The sequence below is a fragment of the Finegoldia sp. P3-F-LR genome (assembly GCF_052932165.1).
This window is the reverse complement of sequence record NZ_JBRFJE010000006.1, coordinates 18,665-43,373: the sequence shown is the minus strand read 5'-3', so window position 1 is coordinate 43,373 and position 24,709 is coordinate 18,665. Positions and strand designations below refer to the sequence as shown.

28 protein-coding genes and 1 pseudogene are annotated in these 24,709 nt (G+C 32.8%); 27 read left to right on the top strand and 2 right to left on the bottom strand.

Annotated elements, in window-relative coordinates; genetic code table 11:
- The 8 genes from ACU68U_RS03690 to ACU68U_RS03655 are packed head-to-tail and all read left to right on the top strand — an operon-like array spanning nucleotide 1 to nucleotide 2,600.
- On the top strand, nucleotides 1-273 hold the full coding sequence (locus tag ACU68U_RS03690; protein ID WP_144398637.1) for a head-tail connector protein: 273 nt from the start codon (nucleotides 1-3) through the stop codon (nucleotides 271-273).
- A complete protein-coding gene (locus ACU68U_RS03685) occupies nucleotides 273-605 on the top strand; it encodes a phage head closure protein (RefSeq protein WP_144398636.1) in 333 nt (110 codons plus the stop codon). Before ACU68U_RS03690 ends, ACU68U_RS03685 begins: the two co-directional genes overlap by 1 nt.
- Nucleotides 602-982, top strand: coding sequence for an HK97 gp10 family phage protein (locus ACU68U_RS03680; RefSeq protein WP_278735908.1), 381 nt, complete (start codon nucleotides 602-604; stop codon nucleotides 980-982). Before ACU68U_RS03685 ends, ACU68U_RS03680 begins: the two co-directional genes overlap by 4 nt.
- Nucleotides 975-1,301 (top strand): hypothetical protein, encoded by a 327-nt coding sequence (locus ACU68U_RS03675; protein WP_278735906.1) that lies wholly within the window; start codon nucleotides 975-977, stop codon nucleotides 1,299-1,301. The genes ACU68U_RS03680 and ACU68U_RS03675 overlap by 8 nt, the downstream gene beginning before the upstream one ends.
- Nucleotides 1,294-1,473 (top strand): hypothetical protein, encoded by a 180-nt coding sequence (locus tag ACU68U_RS03670; protein ID WP_278735905.1) that lies wholly within the window; start codon nucleotides 1,294-1,296, stop codon nucleotides 1,471-1,473. Before ACU68U_RS03675 ends, ACU68U_RS03670 begins: the two co-directional genes overlap by 8 nt.
- A complete protein-coding gene (locus tag ACU68U_RS03665; RefSeq protein ID WP_009431460.1) occupies nucleotides 1,463-2,059 on the top strand; it encodes a major tail protein in 597 nt (198 codons plus the stop codon). The genes ACU68U_RS03670 and ACU68U_RS03665 overlap by 11 nt, the downstream gene beginning before the upstream one ends.
- Before the next feature lie 2 nt (nucleotides 2,060-2,061).
- Nucleotides 2,062-2,418 carry a hypothetical protein gene (locus ACU68U_RS03660; RefSeq protein WP_278735903.1) on the top strand — a complete coding sequence of 119 codons (357 nt, stop codon included), beginning with the start codon at nucleotides 2,062-2,064 and terminating at the stop codon, nucleotides 2,416-2,418.
- Nucleotides 2,419-2,435: 17 nt separating this feature from the next.
- On the top strand, nucleotides 2,436-2,600 hold the full coding sequence (locus ACU68U_RS03655) for a hypothetical protein (RefSeq protein WP_004816339.1): 165 nt from the start codon (nucleotides 2,436-2,438) through the stop codon (nucleotides 2,598-2,600).
- Here the strand turns inward: ACU68U_RS03655 and ACU68U_RS03650 are convergent.
- Both ACU68U_RS03650 and ACU68U_RS03645 read right to left on the bottom strand, forming a co-directional pair.
- Entirely contained in the window at nucleotides 2,597-2,926 is a 330-nt protein-coding gene (locus ACU68U_RS03650) for a type II toxin-antitoxin system RelE family toxin (RefSeq protein WP_049690779.1), read from the bottom strand. The genes ACU68U_RS03655 and ACU68U_RS03650 overlap by 4 nt on opposite strands.
- Entirely contained in the window at nucleotides 2,923-3,246 is a 324-nt protein-coding gene (locus tag ACU68U_RS03645) for a type II toxin-antitoxin system Phd/YefM family antitoxin (RefSeq protein ID WP_108831510.1), read from the bottom strand. Before ACU68U_RS03645 ends, ACU68U_RS03650 begins: the two co-directional genes overlap by 4 nt.
- Nucleotides 3,247-3,335: 89 nt before the next feature.
- On the opposite strand from ACU68U_RS03645, the gene ACU68U_RS03640 reads away from it, so the two are divergent.
- From ACU68U_RS03640 to ACU68U_RS03550, 19 genes and pseudogenes are all read left to right on the top strand, one after another.
- Nucleotides 3,336-6,401, top strand: a complete 3,066-nt coding sequence (locus ACU68U_RS03640; RefSeq protein ID WP_446762772.1) for a phage tail tape measure protein — start codon at nucleotides 3,336-3,338, stop codon at nucleotides 6,399-6,401.
- Between the two features lie 101 nt (nucleotides 6,402-6,502).
- Nucleotides 6,503-6,865 carry a hypothetical protein gene (locus tag ACU68U_RS03635; RefSeq protein WP_446762771.1) on the top strand — a complete coding sequence of 121 codons (363 nt, stop codon included), beginning with the start codon at nucleotides 6,503-6,505 and terminating at the stop codon, nucleotides 6,863-6,865.
- Complete coding sequence (locus ACU68U_RS03630; protein ID WP_446762770.1) at nucleotides 6,865-8,736, top strand: hypothetical protein; 1,872 nt, start codon at nucleotides 6,865-6,867, stop codon at nucleotides 8,734-8,736. Before ACU68U_RS03635 ends, ACU68U_RS03630 begins: the two co-directional genes overlap by 1 nt.
- Entirely contained in the window at nucleotides 8,723-10,111 is a 1,389-nt protein-coding gene (locus tag ACU68U_RS03625; RefSeq protein WP_278735898.1) for a hypothetical protein, read from the top strand. The genes ACU68U_RS03630 and ACU68U_RS03625 overlap by 14 nt, the downstream gene beginning before the upstream one ends.
- Nucleotide 10,112: 1 nt before the next feature.
- Complete coding sequence (locus ACU68U_RS03620) at nucleotides 10,113-10,514, top strand: phage holin family protein (protein WP_019125117.1); 402 nt, start codon at nucleotides 10,113-10,115, stop codon at nucleotides 10,512-10,514.
- The gene (locus ACU68U_RS03615; protein WP_278735896.1) at nucleotides 10,515-11,324 is read left to right on the top strand and encodes an N-acetylmuramoyl-L-alanine amidase; all 810 of its coding nucleotides are present in this window, start codon (nucleotides 10,515-10,517) and stop codon (nucleotides 11,322-11,324) included.
- Between the two features lie 173 nt (nucleotides 11,325-11,497).
- Nucleotides 11,498-11,650 (top strand): annotated as a pseudogene (locus ACU68U_RS03610) (TetR/AcrR family transcriptional regulator); the annotation flags it as partial.
- A 60-nt stretch (nucleotides 11,651-11,710) separates the two neighbouring features.
- Nucleotides 11,711-12,109, top strand: coding sequence for a hypothetical protein (locus ACU68U_RS03605; RefSeq protein WP_000184355.1), 399 nt, complete (start codon nucleotides 11,711-11,713; stop codon nucleotides 12,107-12,109).
- Nucleotides 12,110-12,279: 170 nt separating this feature from the next.
- Nucleotides 12,280-12,873, top strand: coding sequence for an MptD family putative ECF transporter S component (locus ACU68U_RS03600; protein WP_001006067.1), 594 nt, complete (start codon nucleotides 12,280-12,282; stop codon nucleotides 12,871-12,873).
- Complete coding sequence (locus tag ACU68U_RS03595) at nucleotides 12,874-13,560, top strand: energy-coupling factor transporter transmembrane component T family protein (protein ID WP_144398627.1); 687 nt, start codon at nucleotides 12,874-12,876, stop codon at nucleotides 13,558-13,560.
- A 12-nt stretch (nucleotides 13,561-13,572) separates the two neighbouring features.
- Nucleotides 13,573-14,988 (top strand): ABC transporter ATP-binding protein, encoded by a 1,416-nt coding sequence (locus ACU68U_RS03590; RefSeq protein ID WP_000608260.1) that lies wholly within the window; start codon nucleotides 13,573-13,575, stop codon nucleotides 14,986-14,988.
- A gap of 3 nt (nucleotides 14,989-14,991) precedes the next feature.
- A complete protein-coding gene (locus ACU68U_RS03585) occupies nucleotides 14,992-16,704 on the top strand; it encodes an ABC transporter ATP-binding protein (RefSeq protein ID WP_002842109.1) in 1,713 nt (570 codons plus the stop codon).
- Nucleotide 16,705: 1 nt separating this feature from the next.
- Entirely contained in the window at nucleotides 16,706-18,448 is a 1,743-nt protein-coding gene (locus ACU68U_RS03580) for an ABC transporter ATP-binding protein (RefSeq protein WP_144398626.1), read from the top strand.
- 2 nt (nucleotides 18,449-18,450) lie between these two features.
- On the top strand, nucleotides 18,451-18,633 hold the full coding sequence (locus tag ACU68U_RS03575; protein WP_207689149.1) for an AAA family ATPase: 183 nt from the start codon (nucleotides 18,451-18,453) through the stop codon (nucleotides 18,631-18,633).
- Nucleotides 18,634-18,746: 113 nt separating this feature from the next.
- The gene (locus ACU68U_RS03570; RefSeq protein WP_144398625.1) at nucleotides 18,747-20,111 is read left to right on the top strand and encodes an MATE family efflux transporter; all 1,365 of its coding nucleotides are present in this window, start codon (nucleotides 18,747-18,749) and stop codon (nucleotides 20,109-20,111) included.
- A gap of 609 nt (nucleotides 20,112-20,720) precedes the next feature.
- Complete coding sequence (locus ACU68U_RS03565) at nucleotides 20,721-20,930, top strand: SHOCT domain-containing protein (RefSeq protein WP_144398624.1); 210 nt, start codon at nucleotides 20,721-20,723, stop codon at nucleotides 20,928-20,930.
- 59 nt (nucleotides 20,931-20,989) lie between these two features.
- Complete coding sequence (locus tag ACU68U_RS03560; RefSeq protein WP_446762769.1) at nucleotides 20,990-22,552, top strand: recombinase family protein; 1,563 nt, start codon at nucleotides 20,990-20,992, stop codon at nucleotides 22,550-22,552.
- Nucleotides 22,545-22,961 (top strand): recombinase family protein, encoded by a 417-nt coding sequence (locus tag ACU68U_RS03555; protein ID WP_446755558.1) that lies wholly within the window; start codon nucleotides 22,545-22,547, stop codon nucleotides 22,959-22,961. The genes ACU68U_RS03560 and ACU68U_RS03555 overlap by 8 nt, the downstream gene beginning before the upstream one ends.
- Nucleotides 22,954-24,525 (top strand): recombinase family protein, encoded by a 1,572-nt coding sequence (locus ACU68U_RS03550; RefSeq protein ID WP_071027528.1) that lies wholly within the window; start codon nucleotides 22,954-22,956, stop codon nucleotides 24,523-24,525. The genes ACU68U_RS03555 and ACU68U_RS03550 overlap by 8 nt, the downstream gene beginning before the upstream one ends.
- The last annotated feature ends 184 nt before the right edge of the window (nucleotides 24,526-24,709 follow it).

Sequence of the window (24,709 nt, the reverse complement as noted above, 5' to 3'; positions counted from 1 at the left end):
ATGATTACTCTTGAGGAGGCAAAATCATATTTAAGGGTGGATTTTGATGATGAGGATGAGATGATTAATTCTCTCATCCAATCATCAATAAAGCACTCTATGGATGTAGCGAGGGTTAATAGTGAAGAAGAACTTTCTAAAAATCCAAATGGAAAGATAGCAGTCCTCTATATGACTGCTTATCTTTATGAACATAGAGAAGAGGCAGATTATTCTGATCTAAACTTAACTCTAAGGGCTTTATTGTTTGGAATGAGAAAGGCTGAGTTTTAATGAAGATATCGGATTTAAATAGAAAAATAACCTTTCAAAATAAAAATGTTGAGGCGGATGGAATTGGTAACCATAAATCGGTATGGGCAGATTATCTAGAAACATCAGCCTATATATCATTTCAAGGTAAAGGCGAAGAAGTTTTTCTTGGTATGGAAGTAGATAGGTCAGATATTTCTTTTACTGTAAGATTTCAAAATAGTCTGAAGAACATTAATACTTCAGATTACAGAATTCTATTTGATGATGAAAAGTACAATATCATCTCAATTGACTTTATGAACTACAAAAATAGACTTATAAAGTTTAGATGTAGGAAGGTGAGTAGATGAATGTAAAAATTGAAAACCTCGCCAGTGAAATAATGAAGGGCTTAGAAGAATATTCTGATATGGCAACAGATGAAGTCAAAAAGGAAGTAAAAAAAACTGGTAGCAATATTAGAAAAGACATACAAGAAAATGCACCTGTAGGAGAAACAAAGAAATATTCTAAATCTTGGTCTGTAAAAACTATGAAAGAAACTTCAAACTCAATAGAACTTGTAGTTCACTCAAGAAGCAGATACCAGCTGGCTCATCTACTTGAAAAAGGTCATGTTCTTAGACAAGGAGGAAGAGTATCTGGTAAACCACACATTGGACCAGCTGAAAAGAAAGGAGTCAGAGAATTGGAAGAAAATATTATGAGGAAATTACAAGATGGATAGGCTATTAAAAATAATTGAAGATATAGGACTTCCTTTTGCATACTCGCACTTTGCTGAGGGCGAAAGTCCAGATCCACCATTTATAGTCTATCTATTTCCAAAGAATAAACACTTTGGTGCAGATGGAGTGGTTTTTTATAAAAACACACAGATAGACTTAGAACTTTATACTGATAAGAAAGATTTAAAACTAGAAGAAAAAATAGAAGAGATACTTGATAGAGAAGAAATCTATTATGAAAAATCTGAAGTTTGGATTGAATCAGAAAGACTCTATGAAGTTCTCTATGAATTTACTATGGAGGTAAAAAATGGCTAATAAAGTTAAATTTAATATTTGTAATGTTAATGACCTAACTCCACGAGCCTTGCGAGTGGAAGGTAGGTCAGATGTCACGCAATCCAATTCTCTGCGACTGATAAGGAGCGAAGAGAATTGTGATGGAGCTGACTCACTACAATTTACGGGAGGTAACAATTATGGCAAATAAGGTAAAGTTTAATATTTGCAATGTGCATTATGCATTATTCGATAAAGCTGAAGAAGGCGTTATTAAATATAAGACACCAGTGCCAATGCCTGGTGCTGTTTCAATTTCATTGGATCCTAATGGAGAGCCAGAAAGCTTTTATGCAGATGGAATTGAATACTACACTATTTCAAACAACATGGGATATGACGGAGATTTAGAAATCGCCCTTATTCCTGAATCATTTAGGACTGATGTTTTGATGGAAAAATCAGATTCAAATAAAGTTCTAATTGAGTCCTCAAATTCTGAAACTGCAAACTTTGCACTGTTATTTGAGTTTGATGGTGACCAGAAGAAAATCCGTCATGTCATGTATAACTGCTCAGCAGCAAGACCTACTCTCGAAGGAGAAACCAATGAAGAATCAAGAGAAGTTCAACCAGAAACCTTATCTATCCAAGCAAGACCACTTCCAAATGGAAATGTAAAGGCTAGAACAGGTGAAGAGACTACGAAGGAAACTTATGATGGTTGGTACAAGTCAGTCTATATGCCAACAGAAACTACAGTAACACCTTCAAGAGCAAGTGTTGGAGGTAAATAGATATGGCACTAACAAAGAAAATTCAAATTGACGAACAAGATGTTATTTTTCGTGCCTCAGCAGCTATTCCAAGAATTTATAGATTGAAATTTGGTCGAGATATTTTCAAAGACTTGATGGAATTAGAAAAGTCCATGAAGAAAAACGATGAAGATAAATCTAATCTTGACATAGGCTCATTAGAACTATTTGAAAATATAGCCTATGTAATGGCAAAGCATGGAGATAAATCTGTTCCTGATAGTCCAGAAGAATGGTTAGATAATTTCTCAACCTTTTCAATTTACCAAATCCTACCTCAGTTAATTGAATTATGGGGGCTTAACATAAAGTCGGAAGAAGTTCCTAAAAAAAAGTAAGGCCAACAGAAAGACCAATGACTACACCTTTGTTTTTACTAAGGGCAGTAGAACTTGGTCTTTCTGTTTCTGATTTATCTCTACTAACGATTGGACTTGTAAATGATATGTTCACAGAAAAGAATAATGACGACTATAAATACAAAGAAGTAGCTACACAAGAAGACTTTGATAAATTTTAATCTTCAAGTTTAGCTACTCTTTTTTCAGCATCTTTATAGACTTTGGATTCCGCTCTTGCACCGATAATAATGACAAGAACTTCATCATCTGATTTTTCCAATTTATAAACGATCCTAAGACCTGAACTCTTAAGTTTAATTTTCATAAGACCAGCAAGCTTAGAATCAGATAGGTTAGAAAGAGGCTTGCCATAGCCACCTTCGGTATTAGGAAGAGGATTTATTAAGATCCTCTTAAGTGCTTTATCGACAATTTTTCTTTGAGATCCATCTAAGGCTTTATAGTCTTGGATGGCTTCTTTTATAAAGGATAGTTTATAGTTCATTCGATTTCGTCCTCATTAAGAGGAGAGACTTCATTTAAATCGATATGGAAGGCTTCTTCAAATTCATCTTGAGAAATTAAATCGGATTTATCCATTGATGACATCCTTGTATTGGCAAGCATAAGATCTCTTGCATCTTCGAGTTCATCAATGAGTTTCGTATATTCATCAGGGGAAACAAGAATGCACTCAGGAGTGTTGTTCTTTAATACGACCTTAGAACCGTTCACTTTGACATCATCGAAAATACGTCCAGCTAGGCCTCGATTAAATTCAGAAATGGATACAGTCTTGTTGGATAATTCTTTTACAAAATTCATACTTATCACCTCAAGATAAGTATAGCAAAAATTGATAAAAACATCAACAAAAACACTGATAAATATATCTCTAAAGAGGAGGTGAGATATTGGCAAATAGAATAAAAGGGATAACTGTTGAGATTGGTGGGGATACTACCAAACTTCAAACTGCATTAAAACAAGTTAATACGGAGATTAAACATACTCAGTCTGAACTTCGTGATGTCAATAAACTTCTTAAACTTGATCCTGGAAACACAGAACTTATCTCCCAAAAGCATAAGCTATTAGGACAGACCTTAGAAGAGACAAAGAATAAATTAACCTCTTTAAAAGAGGCACAGAAACAAGCTGAACAGGCTCTTGCAGAAGGTAAGATTTCCCAAGAGCAATATGATTCCCTTAAACGAGAGATTATTGAAACAGAACAAGCCCTAAAGAATCTAGAAAGGCAAGGGGCAACCACTAATCAAACCCTGCAAAACATAGCTATTACTGGGGAAAAATGGCAAAACACAGGGCAAAATATAGAAAACGTAGGAAGAAAAGTGATGCCAGTATCTCTTGCAGTAGCAGGTCTTGGGGTAGCGGCAGTAAAGACTGCATCAGATTTTGACTCTGGTATGTCCAAGGTAAAAGCAGTATCTGGTGCTACAGGATCCGACTTTGATGCCCTAAGGGAAAAGGCTCGTGAAATGGGAGCCAAGACAAAGTTCTCAGCATCTGAAGCGGCAGAGGCTATGAACTATATGGCCATGGCTGGTTGGAAAAGCAAAGATATGATTAGTGGTATTGAAGGAGTCATGAACCTTGCTGCAGCTAGTGGTGAGGATCTAGCTACTACTTCAGATATTGTCACAGATGCCCTTACAGCCTTTGGTTTAAAAGCAGAAGACTCATCTCACTTTGCTGATGTTCTTGCTGCTGCATCATCTAACGCCAATACCAATGTTTCATTAATGGGTGAAACCTTTAAATATGCTGCACCTATTGCTGGGGCCCTTGGATACTCAGTTGAAGACACAGCAGTAGCTATAGGTTTAATGGCTAACGCAGGAATAAAAGGTTCACAAGCAGGGACAGCTTTAAGGTCTGGGCTAACAAGACTCGCATCACCAACTAAAGAAGTTATGAATGGAATGTCCATGTTGGGCTTATCTATTGAAGATGTACAGGGGCTTTCACTTGATGAGACTTTAAGTACCTTTAGAGTAGCCTTTGCTAATTTAGATGGAACTCAAAAAGCACAAGCAGCATCCATGATATTTGGTAAAAATGCCATGTCTGGAATGTTGGCAATTATAAATGCCAGTGAAAAAGACTATAACAGTTTAAGTGATGCCATCTATAAGGCAGATGGAACAGCAGAAAAAATGGCTGCTACTATGCAGGATAACCAGGCTGGTCAATTAAAGATCCTACAATCTGCCCTAGAAGAATTAGCTATATCCTTTGGAGAACTTTTAATGCCTGCTGTTAGAAAAGCAGTAGATATATTAACAAAACTGGTAAATGGACTTAATGCACTTCCAGGACCAGTAAAAGGTATTATTGCAGGTATCGGTCTTTTTATAGCTGCTCTTGGTCCTGTACTAATGATTGTAGGAAAACTTATATGGTCAATAGGTACTATTATGACCAAAGGGCCTCTAATAGTAGGAGGAATAACTAAGATAGTTGGAATCTTTACAGGTACACTTATACCAGCAATCACTGCAGTAGTATCAGCCATAGGTATTGTTCCTATTGCTATTGGTGCAGTAATAGCTGGACTTGTTCTTTTATGGAAGAAATGTGACTGGTTTAGAGAAGGTCTTATCTCTATTTGGGAAACAATAAAAGAATCAACAGTAGTTATTTGGAATGGAATAAAAGAATTCTTCGTAAACCTCTGGCAAGGAATATCAGAATCTTGGACAAGCACTTGGACTGATATTACAAGTTTTCTATCAGAATTTTGGGCTGGATTTATTGAAGGTGTTAAGACTACTTGGAAAGGCATCAAGGACTTCTTTGCCAACCTATGGAGTGGACTTTCTGAAGGATGGAACAGTATATGGACATCTATAACAACTTATCTAACTGAATCTTGGAATACATTTATTAAAGGAGCAAAGAGTCTATGGCAAAGTTTAGGAGAATTCTTTACGAGCCTCTGGACGGGAATTCAAACAACTTTTACCAATATATGGACAGCTATTTCAACTACAACTACAGAAGTATTTACAGCAGTTGGAGAGTTTATCAGGACTACTTGGGAAGGTATTAAGACTTTAATTTCAACAGTTCTTGATGCAATTAAAGTAAAAGTAGAGACTATTTGGAATGGACTAAAAGAGTTTTTAACAACAGTCATTACTGCAATTAGAGAATTTATCTCTACATCCTGGACCAATATAAAAACGACTATTGAGACTATCTTGACTTCTATTAAGACAGTCCTTGAATCAATCTGGAATGGGATAAAGACCTTTATATCATCAACGATGAATAATATTAAGTCCTTTGTTTCAACTGCTTGGAATTCTATAAAGTCGACTATTTCATCTGCAGTGAATACTGCAAAGTCAGCAGTATCGTCTGCATTTAATTCTATGAGATCAAGTATTTCATCGACCATGTCAAATATTCAGTCCACTATTAGAAATGGATTTAATAATGCGGTTAATCATATTAAGAACTTAGCATCTCAAGCCTATACATGGGGAGCTGATATGATTAACGGAATTGCAAGAGGGATTAGAAGTGCCATTAGCAATGTGACATCTGCTGTATCGAATGTAGCATCAACTATTAGGTCCTACCTGCACTTCTCTGTTCCAGATGTTGGTCCACTTACCGACTACGAATCATGGATGCCTGATTTTATGGAAGGTCTATCTAAGGGGATAGAAAAGAGCAGAAGATTAGTACAATCTTCAATGAAAAATGTGGCAAGTGATATGGTTTTAAGCCCAAGCATATCAGCTGTTGGCATAGGTGGACATGATAAAGAATCAGCTATAAATGGAATTGATATAGGAAGACAAATATCCGATGCATTTGCAAATATCAATTTAAAATCAGAAAATGCAGGAGATATAGTCATCCCAGTTTATCTTGGTGGAACTCTCCTTGATGAAGTTATTGTCAATGCATCTATGCGTAAGAATTTAAGAAGTGGAGGTAGATAATGACCTAACCCAAAATCTATGATTTTGTTGGTAGGTCAGATGCAGTCTCACCCCATGAACAAGGAGCAAAGCGACGCAGTGAATGGAGGTGTAGTCGTATAATGAAATATCAATCATATTTAATTATTGAAGGAGTAGACCTACCTCTACCAAATTCTTATGATTTGGAGTTTAGAGACATAGAGGCAGATACTGGAGGAGAAACAGAGGCAGGAACTATTCAGAGAGATATTGTTAGAAACAAAGTAGCAAGTATTTCTGTAGATTTTTCTTGTAGTCCTAAACTTGTAAAGACTTTAAGCAATTTTGCTAACAAGTCTAATCTTAAAGTTAAATTCTTAGATACAGAAACATTGGAACTAAAAGAGACACAAATGTATATAGACAAGTTTCAAGTCAAACTAATAAAAGATACTTCTTATAAAGGATTGTGGGAAGTATCTATTTCATTGGAGGAGTACTAATGTATCCAACAAGCAATGAATATAAAACAGTTATAAAAAAGAACTCTCGTAAATTTTACTGGACGGGAAATATCATCTTAAAAGACGAAACAATCATTCCATTTACTAATAAAGATATTCTTAAAGGGTCTGGATACATTCATCGTTCATGCTCTGGATCTTCTGAACTTGAAATAGGGACAGTTTATGCTGGAGAGTTTGGAATTAGCCTTTTTTCAAATATAGATAGGTATTCTTTAGAGGATTCCAAATTAGAACTTTTCTATCATCAAGAACTAGAAAATAAAAAGATAGAAACCATACCAATGGGAATCTTTGATGTCACTGAAGCAAATAGGTCTAAGAAAATTTTAGAACTAAAAGGCTATGATTATATGCTTAGATTTGATAAGAATTTCCCAGTAACAGATACCTTTGGTACAGCCTTTCAACTACTAAGTCTTTCATGTGAGAAGTGCAAGGTAGAATTGGGAATGACAGAAGATGAGGTAAAAGCTTTTGTAAATGGAGAGGAAGTTCTGGCAATTTATCAAGACCATGATATAGAAACTTACAGGGACTTTATTCACTATATAGCATCGACTCTTGGTGCTTTTGCTGGGGTTTCTCGTGATGGTAAATTAGTTTTAAAAAAGTATGCAGAAAGCATATCGACTGAAATTAAAACAAGAGAAAGATTTTCTTCATCAATATCAGATTTTAAGACAAGATATACAGCCATCAACTCAACAAATGCAAAGACTAAAATAGCTGAATACTATTCTTTAGAAAATGATGATGGGTTAACTATGAATCTTGGAATAAATCCTTTAATGCAATTAGGACTTCCAGAAAAAAGAAAAAGAATGTGTGAGGCTCTTCTTACTGAAATTTGTAAGATTCACCACACACCCTTTGATATGGTAACTATAGGAGACCCAAGTCTTGATGTTGGAGATAGGATAGCTATTTCTTATCCAGAAGAAAAGATTGAAGGGCTTATTACTGACATAGAGTACAAGATAAATGGTAAGCACAGGATTTTAGGAGTTGGAAAGAATCCATATCTATCAAAGGCCAAAAGCAAGAATGATAAAAATATAGTAGGACTTTTAAATCAGATTGAATCGGAAAAGTTGGTAGTTCATGCCTATTCAAATTATTCTGCCTTTAATCTTTCTACCACAGACACGCCGATAATTCGTATAGAATTTGCCTCTAATAAAGAAACAGAGGCAATTTTTAATGCATCTATCTTGTTAAATATCATCTGTGATACCGAAGAAAAGACAAGAAAGATTTCAAGGAGTGTCAAGAAGCAAGTAGAGGTATTAAATAAAGATGGAAAATCCTATGATCCTCCAAAGTATGAAGAAAAAGAGGAAGTAGAAGAATTAGACTTTATTGAAAACATAGAAATACCAACAAGGCTAGTTGTTACTTACGTTTTTAATGATACGAAAATAGAACATCACATTCCAAAAGAAACCTACTTAAGTGGTGACCATATTCTAAATCTTTTTTATCCGTTAACTAAACTTCAGGAAAAGACGATGAACAACTTCTCGGTATTAATTAGGCTTGAGTCTGGTCAAGCAATGATTGGAAAAGATAATGCTATTGCAGCTATATCTGGTCAATCCTTAGGTTCTACGGAGGCTTGGGATGGAAAGATTAAGATTGATGAATCCTGGAAGAGAATAGAACTTAGTCATTCATTTCTACTTAGGAAGTTGAAGGCTGAATACAAAGTAGAAAGACAAGTCCCAAGGCCACTAGTATTTAATGAAAAGGTAGGAAGATTTAAATATCAAGGATTAATGCTTGGAAAATATAAAGAAGAAATTACAACAGAATTTAAAGATAAGGAGGAAGAAAATGCTCAAGGGTAAATCAGTCATTGAACTAACTGATGTGAGGACAAATACGAAGGAGATATATGAAGATGAAAACTTAATAACTAATGCAGTCCCAGATATATTAAGACTAAACCCGTCAGGTCTTATGTATCCAATTCATCAAAGTGGAGAAGTAGAATACAAAGACGAAATATTTCCAATTGCAAACAAACTTTATGGAGGAATATTGCTATATGAAAATAGATTAGAAGAAGATCGAGATAAAATAATTCCACCATCAGATAATCCAATCATTGGTTATGCATCTAACAATGTGAATTCTACAGATAATCCTTTAAGGGGTTCTGCGAATTTAACAGAATCTATACCATTAGAAAATGGATATAAGTTTGTTTGGGATTTTTCTACATCACAAGCTAATGGAAGAATATCTTCACTAGCTTTGACACATTACAAAGCAGGAAGATTTTATTATGGAAATAATTTTAATAGGAATGCATGCTTACTACTAAACAGGACATACTATGATGTCAGTAAAGATATACAAAGAGCATATATAGGGATGGTTGAAGGAAATCCTAAAGATAATACTTTTATATCCTTATGGCCAAGAGAAAATAAGACACTTGATATTGTTAAATTTAAAGAAGCCTACTCAAGTATCGGATTAACGGATTCAGTTCTAGGTCCTAGATTTCAGGAAATGGAGAAAATCACAATCGACCTAACAGAATATTATGGTGATTTTTACTATTGGTATGATGGTGGATTTTATGATGGTAAAGACGGATATTGGTATGGATTTCTAACTAAATCCAACTACAATAGTGGATTAATTAGAAGAGTGAAAATAAAAAAAGACGATTATTCTACACAAGTAGACCAGTGGGATTTAAACGATATTAGATTGTATGACTTAGGATCGTACCCAAGTGAAGATTCGAGTAGTGTATACAGATCCATAGGAAGCGTGATAAAGGATGGATACCTTTATGCAATAAATAGAGACAGAAATAGAATTTATAAAATCAACATCAATAATCCAGTAGATATTTCATTTATGGAATTAGGATTTAAATCTGATTTTACGGAAGGATCGAGCACTTACTCTTACATGTATCAGTGGGGAGACCATATATTAGGATATGATTTTACTATTACCAAAGATGGTAGAATCATTAAGAATTATGGAAAAGATTATTCAGGAGCATCATTTAGATATATAAGAACTCCAACAATTGAAATTGGTCCTTTTAGGATTGGATACGGATCAAATTCTGGAACTCTATATAAATGTCTTTATCTTCATACCCCATACCTTGGAACAATTAATAACCTATCAAGTCCAATATTAAAAACGGCAGATAAGACAATGAAAATAACATATACCTTAACAGAGGAGGAATAAAATGAATAAGTTTTTAGAAATACTAAAAGTATGTTTTACAGCTATCGGAGGATGGTTGGGATTTTATCTTGGAAGTGTAGATGCATTTATTTACACATTACTTGCTTTTGTAATAGCCGACTATTTGACGGGAGTTTTAAGAGCAGGGGTCGAAAGAAAGCTATCCTCATCCATAGGATTTAAAGGGATAGCTAAAAAGATAATGATTTTTATAGTTGTAGGTATCGCAAACCTATGTGATGTAAATTTAATTAAAGGTGATGGAACTATGATAAGAACAGCCATCATCTTTTTTTATATAGCAAATGAAGGGCTTTCTATCTTAGAAAACTCTGTAGCACTAGGTTTGCCAGTACCAGAAAAATTAAAAAGAGTATTAGAACAATTCAAGGAGGAAAAATAAATGAGTAATAGTCCATTAGTACAAGCAACCATTCTCTCACCCAACCATAGCGGTAGAAGGAATCAAAAGATAACAAAAATAGCAATCCACCACGCAGCAGGGGTTATAAATGGTAGAAATCTTGCTGGGATATTTGTGCCAAGGTCAAGACGTGCATCAGCTAACTACAATTTAGGGTCCGATGGAGTCATTGTTTTAGGAGTAGATGAATCTAACAGAGCCTGGACAACCTCATCTTCCTGGTGTGACAACCGAGCAGTCACAATTGAAGTAGGGAACTCTACGAGAGGACCTCAGTGGTTAGTTTCTGATTATGTTTTAAATAGACTAATTGATTTAGTTACAGATATTTGTAGGAGAAATGGAATCTATCCTTGTACCTATACTGGAGGCAAGGATGGTGTTCTTCAAAAACACGAATGGTATAAAAGTACTAACTGTCCTGGTCCATATCTTGGCAACAAGTTTCCATATATTGCAAGAGAAGTCAATAAAAGACTAAGAGGCGATAATACTGTTAGTAAACCAACAGGTGGACTATATAGAGTTAGAAAATCTTGGTCTGATTCTAAAAGTCAGAAAGGAGCATTTAAGAATTTAGAAAATGCCAAAAGATGTGCCGATAGATTTGGATTAAAAGTATTCGATGTAAATGGCAAGATGGTATATCCAGTTGGTAAGACAATCGACCAATTAGCTAGAGAGGTTATAAGTGGAAAATGGGGTAATGGAGAAGAAAGAAAAAGAAGGTTAACTAATGCTGGATATGACTATTATGCTATTCAGAAAAGAGTAAATAAATTAATTTAATAGTAAATAGATAAAAGCCTGTGCTATTTTTATGGTTCAGGCTTATTTTTTATATTTAAATTAAGGTAAACGATACATAACAAAGTGTGAATATATTTATTTGATAGCGATTATTGACTTCATATGCTAAAATAAAGTAAACGGTGTTATCTTAATTTGGGAGGTGAAACTTACTGAGAGACAAAGATGTTACAATAAAGAAAATATTAAAAAGTGCAAAAAGCGAGTTTACAGAGCATGGATTCGAAGAGGCTTCTATTCGCACTATTGCTAAAAATGCAGGAATTACACCTGGTGCAATATATAAGCATTTTAAATCTAAAGAAGATATTTTTAAGGTACTTGTAAGTCCTATACTTAATCACTTATACAGAAGAAGTAAAGAATTGACAAATCAAGCGATTGAAGAAATTAAAGTAAATGGTTTACAAGCTTTTGGAGAAAAATCTGATGATAGTAATAGGGAATTATTGGAGTTTATTTACCAAAACGATCCTATAGTTAATCTTCTGTTTAACTGTTCTCAGGGTACGGAATTTGAATCAATTCGTCATGATTTAGTGAATCTTGAAGTGCAGGGTGCTAAGAAATTGATCGAGGTTCTTAAAGAAAAAAAGATTGAAGTAAATGATTTGAATGATGATGAACTTCATGTTCTTTATACAATGGCATGTACACCTTTATTTGAGGTAATCACACATAGGTATTCATATAATGAAGCCTTGAATTTTATCGATATGATGGAGGCAGCAATGAATTTTGGTTGGAGGAGGATTATTAAATGAAAACATAATATAAAATTAAAAATAATAAATTTTAAAATCGGGTTAATCCCGATTTTCTGCGTTTTATGGAAAGTAAACAAAAATAAGAAAAATTTACCAGTAAAGATTATTTTGAATCAATCATATTGCAACTGGTAAATAAATATAAAAATTTAAAAGGAGGTATTCAAATGAATGAAACAAAATTAAAAACAAAAGATTTAGTTAACATCGGCATTTTTTCAGTGATTTATATGGCATTATCCATGGCGGTAATGATTATTCCAATACTTTCACCGATACTTTGGTTATTATGGCCAGCAATGACAGGCATAATATGTAATTTTATTTACATGTTGTTGGTCTCTAAGGTGCCAAAACCAGGAACGGCTTTACTTTTGATAGCAATTACAGGGATTATATATTTTGCTATAGGAGAATGCACTTTTACAATTGTCATAACTTGCGTTATTGCAGGAGTTTTAGCAGAAATTACTAGAAAAATTTTGGGATATAAAAGTCAAAAAAGCGTAATAGTATCTTCAGGATTGATTTGCATTGGGTTGATTGGCTCACCATTGCCTATGTGGTTGTTCCAAGAATCTTATATGAAATCTATTATTAAAATGGGAATGAGTCCAGAATATGTAAATAAATTACAAACTTTAATTTCAATTCCAACACTTATCGGGATGATCATTACTGCATTTATTGGAGGAGTCATTGGTGCATATATAGGTAAAGCAATGTTCAAAAAACGTTTTGAGAAAGCTGGAATTATGTAAATGGAGGGTATTGTAAGAGGCATTATAAAGCTAAATCCACTAACTGAAATCATTTTTTTGATTTCAGTTAGTATTATTAGCTTTGCAAATAATAGCTTAAAATTAGATTTTTTTATTCTTTTAATGGTTGCTAATATAGCGTCATTTATGGGACTTGTTAAAATATCTTTAAAGGCATTATCTATGTTTGTATTATTACAGGGATTGAAATATTTTGTTTTGCCGATTCTACCAGATGTCATATCAGCACATTTTGGATTATTGGTGATTCATGCTCCTAAGTTAATACCGATTTTTTTAGTTGGTCAAATTCTTGTAAAAACTAATCCTATACGAAATATTATGTATGCCTTAAAAATGATGCATTTTCCAAAAAGCCTAATTATTTCTCTAGCAATAGGCATCAGATATTTTCCATCTTTAAGAGAAGAAAAAATATTAATCTCAGATGCAATAAAAATAAGAGGCGTGACTGGATTTAAAAAGATACAATTAGGACTAATATCTTTAATAGTTACAGCTTCTAATACCGCAGATGAATTAGCTCAGGCTATTACAGTAAGAGGGATAGAAAATCCTGCAAGAAAGACTTTTATGGATGATGCTGGATTTAACATTTGGGATCTAATAATTATTCTATTATGTATTCTGATGTTCTTTAATGTAAAGTTCAAGTTATTTTTATAAGAGGTACGAAACATGATTAATATAAATGAAGCTTCATATTCCTATAAGAGAAGCTTAGAAGAACAGTTAAAGAAAATTTCAATAAAGATTAATCAAGGAGAAGTTATCTTATTATGCGGAAAATCTGGTTCTGGGAAAACAACTATAACAAAATTAATCAATGGATTGATTCCTCATTTTTTAGAGGGAAATTTATTAGGAAATATTTTTATAAATGGGATAAACACAAAACAAATGAAGATATATGAAATTTCTGAAAAAGTGGGAACAATTTTTCAAAACCCCAAAACACAGTTTTTTAATTTAGATTCAGATAGTGAACTAACATTTGGATTAGAAAATTTAGGTGAAAACCCTGATAAAATAAAAAGACAAGTTTTTAAAGTAGTACGTGATTTGGGAATTGAACGATTAAAAAACAGAAATGTTTTTATGATGTCAGGTGGAGAAAAGCAATTACTTGCTATTGCATCTATTTATGCTACCAATCCAGATGTATATGTGTTTGATGAACCCTCTGCAAATATTGATGAGTATGGCATTGAAAGAATAAGAGAGATGCTTATAAATCTTAAAGCTCAGGGTAAGACAATTATTATTTCTGAACATAGACTCTATTATTTAATGGATTTAATTGATAGAGCTATTTATTTACAAGACGGAAAAATAGAATATGTTTTTTCAAATGTGGAATTTTCTTCAATTACTGACGAATCACGAAAGAAACTGGGACTTAGAACTTTTGTAAGAAAGAAAAATGATGATTTTGCAAATCCTGTCACATTTTGTGAATCTGATGACTTTGTAGTTTCAAATTTAGAATATGAAAATAAGAAACAAAAAATTTTGGATAAGATAAATATTTCTGGAAACAAGGGAGATATTATTGCAATAACAGGTAAAAATGGTCAAGGAAAAACAACATTAATGAGAATTTTGTGTGGACTGTTGAAAGAAAACGAAGGGAAAATAAGCTATAAAGGAAGTCCCATAAAATATAAAAAACGAAGAAAACTTTGTTATATGGTTATGCAAGATGTAATTCATCAGTTTTTTTCGGAATCTGTAAGAGATGAATTTAGTTTATTTGATTCTAAAATAGATGAAAAGCAAATAAATAATATTCTAGAAAAATTAGATCTTAAAAAATTAGATAATCGTCATCCTATGTGCTTATCAGGAGGTCAAATGCAGAGACTTTCTGTAGCATTAGGGATGTTAATGGATAGAGAAATTATTATTTTGGACGAACCAACGAGTGGACTTGATTATACAAATATGCTCGAAATAAGCAAAGTCATTAAAGAATTTTCAAATAATAAAATTATATTTATTGTTACGCATGATAATGAATTGATTGATAGTACATGTAATAAATTATTGGAGATTTGTGATGGCAGAATAAAAAGATTTTATGAAAGAAGGTAAAAGATGGATATTCTAAAGGGACATAAAAGCAAGATTTTCGCAGCTGTATTCATTGCGATAGTAGGAGTAGGATTTGGTGTAATACCTTATTTTTCTGTAGCAGCCATTATTAATAACTTGGTTGCAAAAAATGCAAATTTAAATAATTATTATCCATATATTTTTGCTGTATTTTTGGGATTTTTGGCAAGTATATTATTTCATGAAATATCTACTATTATTTCTCATAATCTTGCCTACAGAATTATTGAAGATAAAAGAAAGTTATTAGCTGACAAATTAAGTAAAATTTCTATGGGAGAAGTTGAAAGAAAGAGCAGCGGACAGTGGTCTCAATTTATGGTGGAAACACTTGATAAAATGGAAAAACCGATTGCTCATGTGATTCCAGAAGTTATTGCTAATATATTCATTCCTATAGTATTGATCATAACAATTTTTATAATGGACTGGAGAATAGGAATTGCAAATTTACTTACAATTCCATTGGGATTATTGTTCTCAATGTTAATGATGCGAGGTTATGAAGAAAAATCTAAAAGATATCAAGAAGCAGCTAAAGCTATGAATACGACAATGGTTGAATATGTAAATGGTATTAAAGTTATAAAAGCATTTAATAAATCAGCATCATCATTTGGGAAATTTAGAAAGACTGTTGAAGAAAATAAGAACGCAATGCTTGATTGGTACTTGAGTGTTTGTTTTTCAATGACAGCAACTATGGAAACTATCCCGTCAACTATGGTATTCGTTTTACCAGCTTCCTTGTATTTCTTTATGAAGGGTAGTGTTGAAGTAGGGACTCTTATCATGTGTATATTGCTATCATATGCTTCATATAAACCATTAATAAAAGCTATGAGTCATATGGAAACAATAGCAAATATAAAAGTTGTATTTGAAGAAATAAAAAAGATAATGGAAATTCCTAACTTAAAAAGAGGAGAAGAAGTAAGAGACATAAAATCTTATGATGTAGAGTTTAAAGATGTTACATTTGCATATGAAGAGTCAAAGAATGTATTAAATAATATTTCGTTTAGAGCAAATGAAAATGAGTTAACTGCAATCGTTGGAAATTCAGGTAGTGGAAAGTCTACTATTACAAAACTAATCGCAGGATTTTGGAATGTTTCTAATGGAGAAATTTTAATTGGAAAAACAAATTTGAACGAATTGCCTTTAAAACAGAATATGGAGCTTGTTAGCTATGTGTCGCAAGAAAACTTTCTTTTTAATAAAACAATATTAGAAAATTTAAAGATGGCGAAGGAAGATGCGAGTATGGATGAAATTAAAGAGGCTTGTGAAAAAGCGAGTTGCTATAATTTTATAAAGAGCCTACCAAATGGATATGAAACTATTGTAGGAAAGGGAGGAGCAAATCTTTCTGGAGGAGAAAAGCAAAGAATTGCAATAGCTAGGTGTTTTTTAAAGAATAGTCCTATTGTACTACTTGATGAAGCAACAGCATATTCTGATCCTGACAATGAATCAGTTATTCAACAGTCTATTGATAAGTTAATTAAAGATAAAACAGTGATTATGGTAGCTCACAGGTTATCTACAATTGTAAATGCAAATAAAATAATTGTGGTGGATAATGGAGAAGTAATTGAAGAAGGCACTCATAAACAATTACTAGAGTTAAATGGGAGATACAAAAAAATGTGGGATGTATATACAGAATCTAAAGAAATCGAGGTGATATAAAGTGAGAGAATTGATAAAAACTTTATATGAGGTGTCAGGGTCATATTCAAATAAAATAACAAAAATGCTTATTTTTGATGTATTTAAGGGAGTATTTGAAGGAGTTTCTTTAGGTGCAATTCTATTATGTTTGACCAAAATTTGTGAAAATATATTCACGAACCAAAGCATTTTAATGAAAGATGTGTATATTGTTTTTATTATTGCAGCTATAAGTGTGGTGGGAAAAATTATATTTGGATATCTGGCTGATAAAAACAAATACATTGCTTCGTACAATTTAGGAGCAGAAAATAGATTATATATTGGTGATCGTTTAAAAAATGTAAACATGGGATATTTCAGCACAAATTCTTTAGGGAATATAGCAGGAGCATTGTCAACTGTTATAGGTGAACTTGAAACAATAGGAGTTTTTATTATTGAGCAAATGCTTGTAGGTACAATACAGACACTAATTATGGTTATTTTCATACTACCTTATGATTTTGCAACAGCTATAATTATATTGTTGACTTTGATTGTTGGAACCTTAGTAAACTTATTCACACAAAAAAGCACAGATCAACTAACAGAGAGATTGTTAGGACTTAAATTGGATTTAAGTGAAAAAATGCTTGAGTATGTAAATGGGATAGGAATAACTAAAGCATTTGGAAAAGATAAAAATACAGTTAAGGAACTAAACGAAAGTATTACAAAAAGTCGCAAAGGTTTCCTTGCTGTAGAAAAAATTTTAGTTCCAACACAGTTTTTATTCTTGTTAGTATTTAAACTTGGCATTTGTGTGATAATTTTTAGTTCTATAATAAGATATTTATCAGGGGATATTGAAGTTACTAAAGCTATTATATTAATTGTTATGAGTTTTGTTGTTTTTTCTGGATTTGAATTAGCAGGAAGCATGCAGAGTATTAAGGGTGTTGCTGTACGAAATCTTAATACTGTTATAAATTTAAGAAATTTACCTGTAATTGAAGAAGGTGAAATGACAGAAGTAGATAAAGCAGAAATATCAATGAACAATATTTCATTTTCTTATGGAAAAGAAAATCTTTTCAATAATCTAAGTATGCTTGTTCCAGATGGAAAAACAACTGCTCTTGTTGGATTTTCAGGAAGTGGTAAAACAACACTTTGCAATTTAATGGCGAGGTTTTGGGATGTAAATTCTGGCGAAGTAAAAGTTGGAAATCTAAATATTAAACAGTACAAGTATGATGAATTGCTTTCAAATTTTAGCTTTGTTTTTCAAGACGTGTATCTTTTTGATGATACCATAAAAAACAATATTAAGTTTGGTAATCCAAATGCAACAGATGAAGAAATGATAGATATTGCCAAAAAAGCTCAGTGCCATGATTTTATTATGAAATTGCCACAAGCTTATGATACTGTTTTGCAAGAAGGGGGTTCAAACCTATCGGGTGGTGAGCGTCAACGAATTTCTATTGCAAGAGCCATGTTAAAACCGAGTAGGTTTGTAGTTCTTGATGAGGCAACTTCAAGCGTAGATCCAGAAAATGAAAAAGAATTATTGATTGCTTTGAAAAACTTATTAAAAGGCAAAACTGTTATTGTAATTGCACACAAGCTTTCTACTGTAAAAAATGCCGATCAGATAGTTGTTTTAAAAGATGGTGTTATAAAACAAGTAGGAACACATAGTGAACTTGCATCTAAACATGGAATTTATAAGGATTTTATTGAAATCAGAAAACAATCTGAAAAGTGGAAGATTTAAATTTGAGTAATAGATCAATCTTAATTTTTGACGAGCCTACAAGTGGTCTTGATTTTATGAATATGAAAGAAGTTTCTAATGAAATGATGAGGCTTAAAGAGGGCGGGGAAACTATTTTTATTATTACACATAACCCGGAATTAGTAGAATCCTGTTGTGATTATTTTATGTTTATGGAGAATTGAAAAGTCAAATGGCATGGTATTAAAGATAAAAAGGATATGGAAAAAATCAGGGAATTCTTCGATCAAACTTAAAATTTGCTTAAAAAATATGGATGAAAAAAGGAGGTAATTTTATGAAACAAGATATGAAAGAACAATTATTAACAAAAAGACCCATAGATTTACTTTTTCAATTATCTATCCCTGCTGTAATAGGAATGATAGTAATAGGTCTTTATCCACTAATGGATGGAATTTTTGCAGGAAATATTATAGGACAGACAGCAATGACTGCCTGCGGCGTTGCAATGCCACTTACTTTTTTTAACAGCGGTGTTTCAACTTTACTTGGTGTAGGTTCTGCTTCTGTACTTTCAAGAGCAATCGGTAAAGGAGATCAGAAAACCGTAGATAAAATTATGGGCAACCTTATTTTCTGGGTGATTTTGTTTTCGGCGATCATAACAGTTGGCGGAATACTACTTGCACCACATTTTTTAGATATGGTCGGAGCAACAGGTGAGATCAAAGCTTATGGTATCAGATACCTAAGAGTAATCTTTATCGGTTCCATCTTTGTAAATTTTACGCAGTCCGCAAACATGGTTATGCGTGGAGAAGGATTAATGAAAAAAGCAATGCTCATTATGGGGCTAGGGGCTTTTTTAAACATAATTCTTGATCCCATTCTAATGAAATTAATGGGAAAATATGCAATTGAAGGGGCTGCACTTGCAACTATTACAGCACAATTTGTTCAAGCGATAATAACACTCCATTACTTCAAATATAAAAGTAAAGCAGTAAAAATAAATAAAATCAAACCTGATCAGGAAATAAAAAAAGAAATGTTTGGCGTAGGGTCATCTGCTATGATGATGCAAATTTTATTTATGATTCAACAAACAATGCTATATAAAATGTCATTTAAATATGGCGGAGATACAAATGCTATCTTGATGGCAGCAACACTTAGAATATATGCCTTTTCATTCATTCCACTTTGGGGAATGAGTCAAGGTTTACAACCTGTAGTTGGTACAAACTTTGGAGCGAAAAAATACGACAGAGTAAAAGAAGCTATGAAAGTATTTTCTATCGGAGGATTAATTCTTGCATCAATATTTTGGATACCAGCATTAGCATTTTCAAAGAATATACTTTCCTTATTTGGAGTAGAAGAAAGTATTATAACTCAAGGGATAGGGAACTTTAGATTATTTTATTCTATCTTTATCCTATATGGAGTAATGGTAATGACTATAACATTCTTCCAATCAATAGGAAATGCTAAAAAAGCTGGCATAATAGTAATGCTAAGACAGTTATTTTTGTTCGTACCTGCCATGATTGTTTTACCAATGATATTTGGAGTTAAAGCAGTATGGTTTGCAGAACCACTTGTAGATTTAATTATGATAATAGCTGGTGTAGTAATGATGTTTGGGGAATTAAATAGGATGGATAAAATTAGTTTGAAAAATTCAAGTAATGAATAATAAGTGGGTTTATTTAAAAGAATGGAGGGAAATATGAAAATAAATATAATTAAAGTACATTTACCTTTTTTCTTTGGTTTACGCTATTTACAAGTTAGATAACTCAGTTAAAAAATTAAATACAATTACTATTAGAAAGAGTTTTTTTCATTCTAGAGGACTAACCATGCCCAAGAGCAGGAGTCCTCTTTTTTTGTTCCTTGAACTTACAAGCATACATGAAGACTGAAAAACAGAAAACCTTATAGGAAAAGAATACTCATCTGATATTGGTAGATAAAAATCAATATTTTACATACCTTTTAATACTTTTAAAAAGGGATGTGCAAAATCACAAAAATTCATTCTAAAAATAAAGCATTAAATTGTATCCAAATAGTGAGAGTTTTAGACCCTCCTTAAAGAACAGAATCATTACATAAAAATCAAATATTATATTTGACCTAATGGTATTCGTACAGGAATACTGATAGGTCTTTTTTCATCTAAATTTTTTAATTATTTAATTTTTACTCAAAAACACTCCTTTTGTCCTAAGGAATATAGAGGAAAGAAAATTAAGGTTAAAAATAGCCTTAATTTCTTTGCCTGTGATATAGGAGGTGGAGTATGAGAGTAGAAAAGTTTGAAGTTGAAAAAGAAGTTATAAAAACTGAATACACTGAAAGAGATTTAAAGGCAGAGCTTAATTTCTATCTATCGGATAAATTCATTCAAGATCTCTTTCTTTTAGATGAAATTAGCCTTGAAGAATATAGGAAAATCAGGAGAGAAAACATAAAAAAATTCAAACCTATTCTTTCAGAATTATTGCTATAAGACTTGATAAATACTCACTTGTACGGGAATATAGCACTAGCAGAAAGGAGGTTGAATGGATGAAAAAGATAACAAAAATAGAAGCAAATCAAAAAGAAGGATCCATATTAAGAGTTGCTGCCTATGCAAGAGTATCGACAGATGAAGATGCTCAGCTTGTGAGTCTTAAAACGCAAAAGGCACACTACGAAAAGATGATAGCAGAGAACAATTCATATACTTTTGCAGGTTTATACTTTGATGAAGGCATCACTGGAACCAAGAAAGAATGTAGAGATGGTCTTCTAAAAATGCTAAAAGACTGTGAAGACGGAAAAATAGATTTTATCCTAACCAAATCCATCTCAAGGCTTGCAAGAAACACGACAGATTGTTTGGAAATCGTAAGAAGACTCCTTGATTTAAACATTGGTATCTATTTTGAAAAAGAAAACATTGATACAAGAACCATGGAAAGCGAGTTGATGTTATCCATACTTTCATCCCTTGCAGAAAGTGAGTCCAGGTCTATTTCAGAAAATAATAAGTGGTCCATAAAGAAGAGATTTCAAAATGGAACTTTTATCATATCAAGCCCACCCTATGGCTATGAGAATATAGACGGAAAGATGGTAGTGAATGAAGAAGAAGGAAAAATAATAAAAGAAATATTTGAACAGTATCTCTCAGGTAAGGGAACTCACAAAATAGCAGATAACCTAAATAAAAGAAAGATTAAAGGACAAAAAGGAGCAAGCTGGAATGGGTCAACTATAAATGGAATCTTAAAAAATGAAAAATATATAGGCGATGTCATCTACCAAAAGACCTATACAGACGATACTTACAAGAGACATAAAAACAATGGAGAAGAAGACCAGTATAAGATAATAGACAACCATGAAGCCATAGTAAGTAGAGAGGACTTTGGCAAAGTACAAGAATTAATAAGGCTTAGAGCTATAGCAAAAGGAAATGGGAAAAACACCAAAAGATATCAAAATAGATATAGCCTATCGGGGAAAATAAAGTGTGGCGAGTGTGGTTCAAGCTTTAAAAGAAGACATCACTATAATGGCAAAGATAAATATATAGCTTGGACTTGTAGGGAACACCTAAAAGATATTAATAAGTGTTCTATGAAGTTTATTAAAGACAAGGACATAAAACTAGCTTTTGTAACTTTAGTTAACAAGCTAATCTTTGGAAAAGATAGTATCCTTACACCGCTTTTAGAATCCTTAAAGAGTGTGGACAGCAAGGGAGAAGTTGCTAAGATAAATAAAATAAAAGAAGGCTTAGAAAAACTAAAGGAAAGAAAAGAGGTTCTAAGCAAACTAATAACTTCGGGCGTTTTAGATGCAAGTATTTACGCAAAAGAAAGCAGTGAAATTTCAAGTGAAGAAAGTTATCTACTCAAAGAAAAGGAAAGAAGTAAAAAAGCCATCCTTGGAAATGATGAAGAAATAAGAGAACTTGAAAAACTAATAGGAATTTTAGATAAAAGTAAAATGATAGATCACTTTGAAGGGGACTTGTTTGAAGAAATCATTGACCACATTCAAGTTGTCAATAGAGAGACTCTTGATTTTCATTTAAAGTGTGGACTTGTACTAAGAGAGGAAGTGAAAAAGGATGTCTAGGTTATGCTATGGCTATACCATAAGAGACGGAAGATTAGAAATTCAAGAAAAAGAAGCGGAAAATATAAGAAAAATCTTTAAAAACTATCTTGCTGGAAATGCCCTTATAAAGTCGGCAGAACTTGCAGGATTACAGAAAAATAACTCCAGCGTTAAAAGAATCCTAACCAATAAAAAGTACTTAGGAAATGATATCTATCCCAAGTTAATAGATAGAGAAAGTTTTGAAAAGGCAGGACAAATGTTAAAGGAAAGGGCAGTAGCTATGGGACGAGTTTGGGAAAAGGAAGAAGAAATTATTAAAGTTCCCTGCAAGTTTAGATATAAAGAGGAAGGAGCTTTACCACTAAATCCCTTTGAACGAGCAAGGCACCAGTACAATTTAATCGAGGTGATAGATGATGAATAGCAAGGTTATAGTCATACCAGCTAAGAAGAAAAAAGGAAATTCCATCAAGGAATCAGAAAAGAAGAAACTAAGAGTAGCTGCCTATGCAAGGGTATCGACAGACAGCGATGAACAGGCAACTTCTTATGACACTCAAATAGACCACTACACAAATTATATTAAGAGAAATCCAGATTGGGAATTTGCAGGAGTTTTTTCTGATGAAGGAATCAGTGGAACATATACTAAGAAAAGAGCTGGCTTTAATAAAATGATTGAAGAAGCCATGGAAGGAAATATTGACTACATCATTACTAAATCCATATCGAGGTTTGCCAGAAACACCCTAGACTGCTTAAAATATATTCGTAAACTAAAAGAAAACAACATCCCAGTCTATTTTGAAAAAGAAAACATCAACACCATGGATGCCAAGGGAGAAGTTCTCCTTACCATTATGGCATCTCTTGCACAACAGGAAAGTCAGTCCTTATCACAAAATGTAAAGTTAGGATTTCAATATAGATTTCAACAAGGGCAAGTCCAAGTAAATCATAATAGGTTTTTAGGCTACACAAAAGACGAAGACGGAAAACTTGTCATAGTTCCTGAAGAAGCAAAAATTATAAAAAGGATCTACAGAGAATACTTGGAAGGAGCAAGCCTACGAGATATAAAGGTAGGACTTGAAAAAGACAAGATAGTAAATGGAGCAGGAAATAAGAAGTGGCATGTATCGAACCTCAATCAAATATTAACTAATGAGAAATATATGGGGGATGCCCTCTTACAAAAAACATACACCGTAGATTTTCTAAATAAGAAAAGGGTAAAGAATGATGGAATAGCACCTCAATATTATGTAGAAAATAGCCATGAAGCCATCATACCAAAAGAAATCTTCATGCGAGTTGGAGAAGAAATGTACAGACGATCTAATATGGTAAGTGGCAAAGGGAAAAGAAGAATTTATTCCAGCAAATACGCACTTTCAAGCATTGTCTATTGCTCTGAATGTGGGGATATTTACAGAAGAATTGCTTGGAATAACAGGGGAAAGAAATATACTGTTTGGAGATGTTGCACAAGAGTAACCCATGGACCAGATGCCTGCCATGCAAGAACTATTAAAGAAGACGACCTACAAGAAGCAGTTGTAAAAGCCATCAATCAGCTTATATCTGAAAGCAATGAATTAAAAGAAATAATAAAAGAAAATATAGAAAAAGCCATCACAGGTGATGGAAGTGGCCAGATAGAAGAAATAGATAAAGAAATGTTGAAAGTGCAAGAAGAGCTTTTAAAAGTAGCTAATGCCAAGAAAGATTACACAGACCTTGTAGAAAGGGTGGAAGAGTTAAGAAATGAAAAAGAAAAGATACTCCTTGAAATGGCGGAAGAGAAGAATGAACAAAGCAGGCTAAAGGAATTAGAAGAGTTTTTAGACAATCAAGAATTAGAAATAGAAAGTTATGATGAAGAATTGGTGAGGAAACTTATAGATAAGATAGTAATTTATGAAGAAAATTTAAAAGTAGTGTTTAAATCTGGACTTGAGGTTGAAATTGACAAGGATAAAAAGTAAATATACAATATAACTAACAGCACCCGACACGCCTCTTAACAATGCGAACCACGTTGAAGCAGCAATTCTGATGACGTATTGTGGTTTGGACAAGGAATAATAGGAGTCAACCACAACATGTAGTGGTTTGAGTACGAAAATTGGGTCAAAAACAGGCTAAAAAATACCGTTTTTTGACCCTTTT

What these genes read in the sequence shown, in the direction of transcription:
- ACU68U_RS03665 (WP_009431460.1), top strand. Translation starts at nt 1,463, where the DNA reads ATGGCAAATAAGGTAAAGTTTAATATTTGCAATGTGCATTATGCATTA.
- ACU68U_RS03565 (WP_144398624.1), top strand. Translation starts at nt 20,721, where the DNA reads ATGAGAGTAGAAAAGTTTGAAGTTGAAAAAGAAGTTATAAAAACTGAA.
- ACU68U_RS03615 (WP_278735896.1), top strand. Translation starts at nt 10,515, where the DNA reads ATGAGTAATAGTCCATTAGTACAAGCAACCATTCTCTCACCCAACCAT.
- ACU68U_RS03675 (WP_278735906.1), top strand. Translation starts at nt 975, where the DNA reads ATGGATAGGCTATTAAAAATAATTGAAGATATAGGACTTCCTTTTGCA.
- ACU68U_RS03680 (WP_278735908.1), top strand. Translation starts at nt 602, where the DNA reads ATGAATGTAAAAATTGAAAACCTCGCCAGTGAAATAATGAAGGGCTTA.
- ACU68U_RS03590 (WP_000608260.1), top strand. Translation starts at nt 13,573, where the DNA reads ATGATTAATATAAATGAAGCTTCATATTCCTATAAGAGAAGCTTAGAA.
- ACU68U_RS03660 (WP_278735903.1), top strand. Translation starts at nt 2,062, where the DNA reads ATGGCACTAACAAAGAAAATTCAAATTGACGAACAAGATGTTATTTTT.
- ACU68U_RS03690 (WP_144398637.1), top strand. Translation starts at nt 1, where the DNA reads ATGATTACTCTTGAGGAGGCAAAATCATATTTAAGGGTGGATTTTGAT.
- ACU68U_RS03645 (WP_108831510.1), bottom strand. Translation starts at nt 3,246, where the DNA reads ATGAATTTTGTAAAAGAATTATCCAACAAGACTGTATCCATTTCTGAA.
- ACU68U_RS03560 (WP_446762769.1), top strand. Translation starts at nt 20,990, where the DNA reads ATGAAAAAGATAACAAAAATAGAAGCAAATCAAAAAGAAGGATCCATA.
- ACU68U_RS03625 (WP_278735898.1), top strand. Translation starts at nt 8,723, where the DNA reads ATGCTCAAGGGTAAATCAGTCATTGAACTAACTGATGTGAGGACAAAT.
- ACU68U_RS03650 (WP_049690779.1), bottom strand. Translation starts at nt 2,926, where the DNA reads ATGAACTATAAACTATCCTTTATAAAAGAAGCCATCCAAGACTATAAA.
- ACU68U_RS03570 (WP_144398625.1), top strand. Translation starts at nt 18,747, where the DNA reads ATGAAACAAGATATGAAAGAACAATTATTAACAAAAAGACCCATAGAT.
- ACU68U_RS03600 (WP_001006067.1), top strand. Translation starts at nt 12,280, where the DNA reads ATGAATGAAACAAAATTAAAAACAAAAGATTTAGTTAACATCGGCATT.
- ACU68U_RS03585 (WP_002842109.1), top strand. Translation starts at nt 14,992, where the DNA reads ATGGATATTCTAAAGGGACATAAAAGCAAGATTTTCGCAGCTGTATTC.
- ACU68U_RS03550 (WP_071027528.1), top strand. Translation starts at nt 22,954, where the DNA reads ATGAATAGCAAGGTTATAGTCATACCAGCTAAGAAGAAAAAAGGAAAT.
- ACU68U_RS03670 (WP_278735905.1), top strand. Translation starts at nt 1,294, where the DNA reads ATGGCTAATAAAGTTAAATTTAATATTTGTAATGTTAATGACCTAACT.
- ACU68U_RS03620 (WP_019125117.1), top strand. Translation starts at nt 10,113, where the DNA reads ATGAATAAGTTTTTAGAAATACTAAAAGTATGTTTTACAGCTATCGGA.
- ACU68U_RS03655 (WP_004816339.1), top strand. Translation starts at nt 2,436, where the DNA reads ATGACTACACCTTTGTTTTTACTAAGGGCAGTAGAACTTGGTCTTTCT.
- ACU68U_RS03685 (WP_144398636.1), top strand. Translation starts at nt 273, where the DNA reads ATGAAGATATCGGATTTAAATAGAAAAATAACCTTTCAAAATAAAAAT.
- ACU68U_RS03555 (WP_446755558.1), top strand. Translation starts at nt 22,545, where the DNA reads ATGTCTAGGTTATGCTATGGCTATACCATAAGAGACGGAAGATTAGAA.
- ACU68U_RS03635 (WP_446762771.1), top strand. Translation starts at nt 6,503, where the DNA reads ATGAAATATCAATCATATTTAATTATTGAAGGAGTAGACCTACCTCTA.
- ACU68U_RS03630 (WP_446762770.1), top strand. Translation starts at nt 6,865, where the DNA reads ATGTATCCAACAAGCAATGAATATAAAACAGTTATAAAAAAGAACTCT.
- ACU68U_RS03595 (WP_144398627.1), top strand. Translation starts at nt 12,874, where the DNA reads ATGGAGGGTATTGTAAGAGGCATTATAAAGCTAAATCCACTAACTGAA.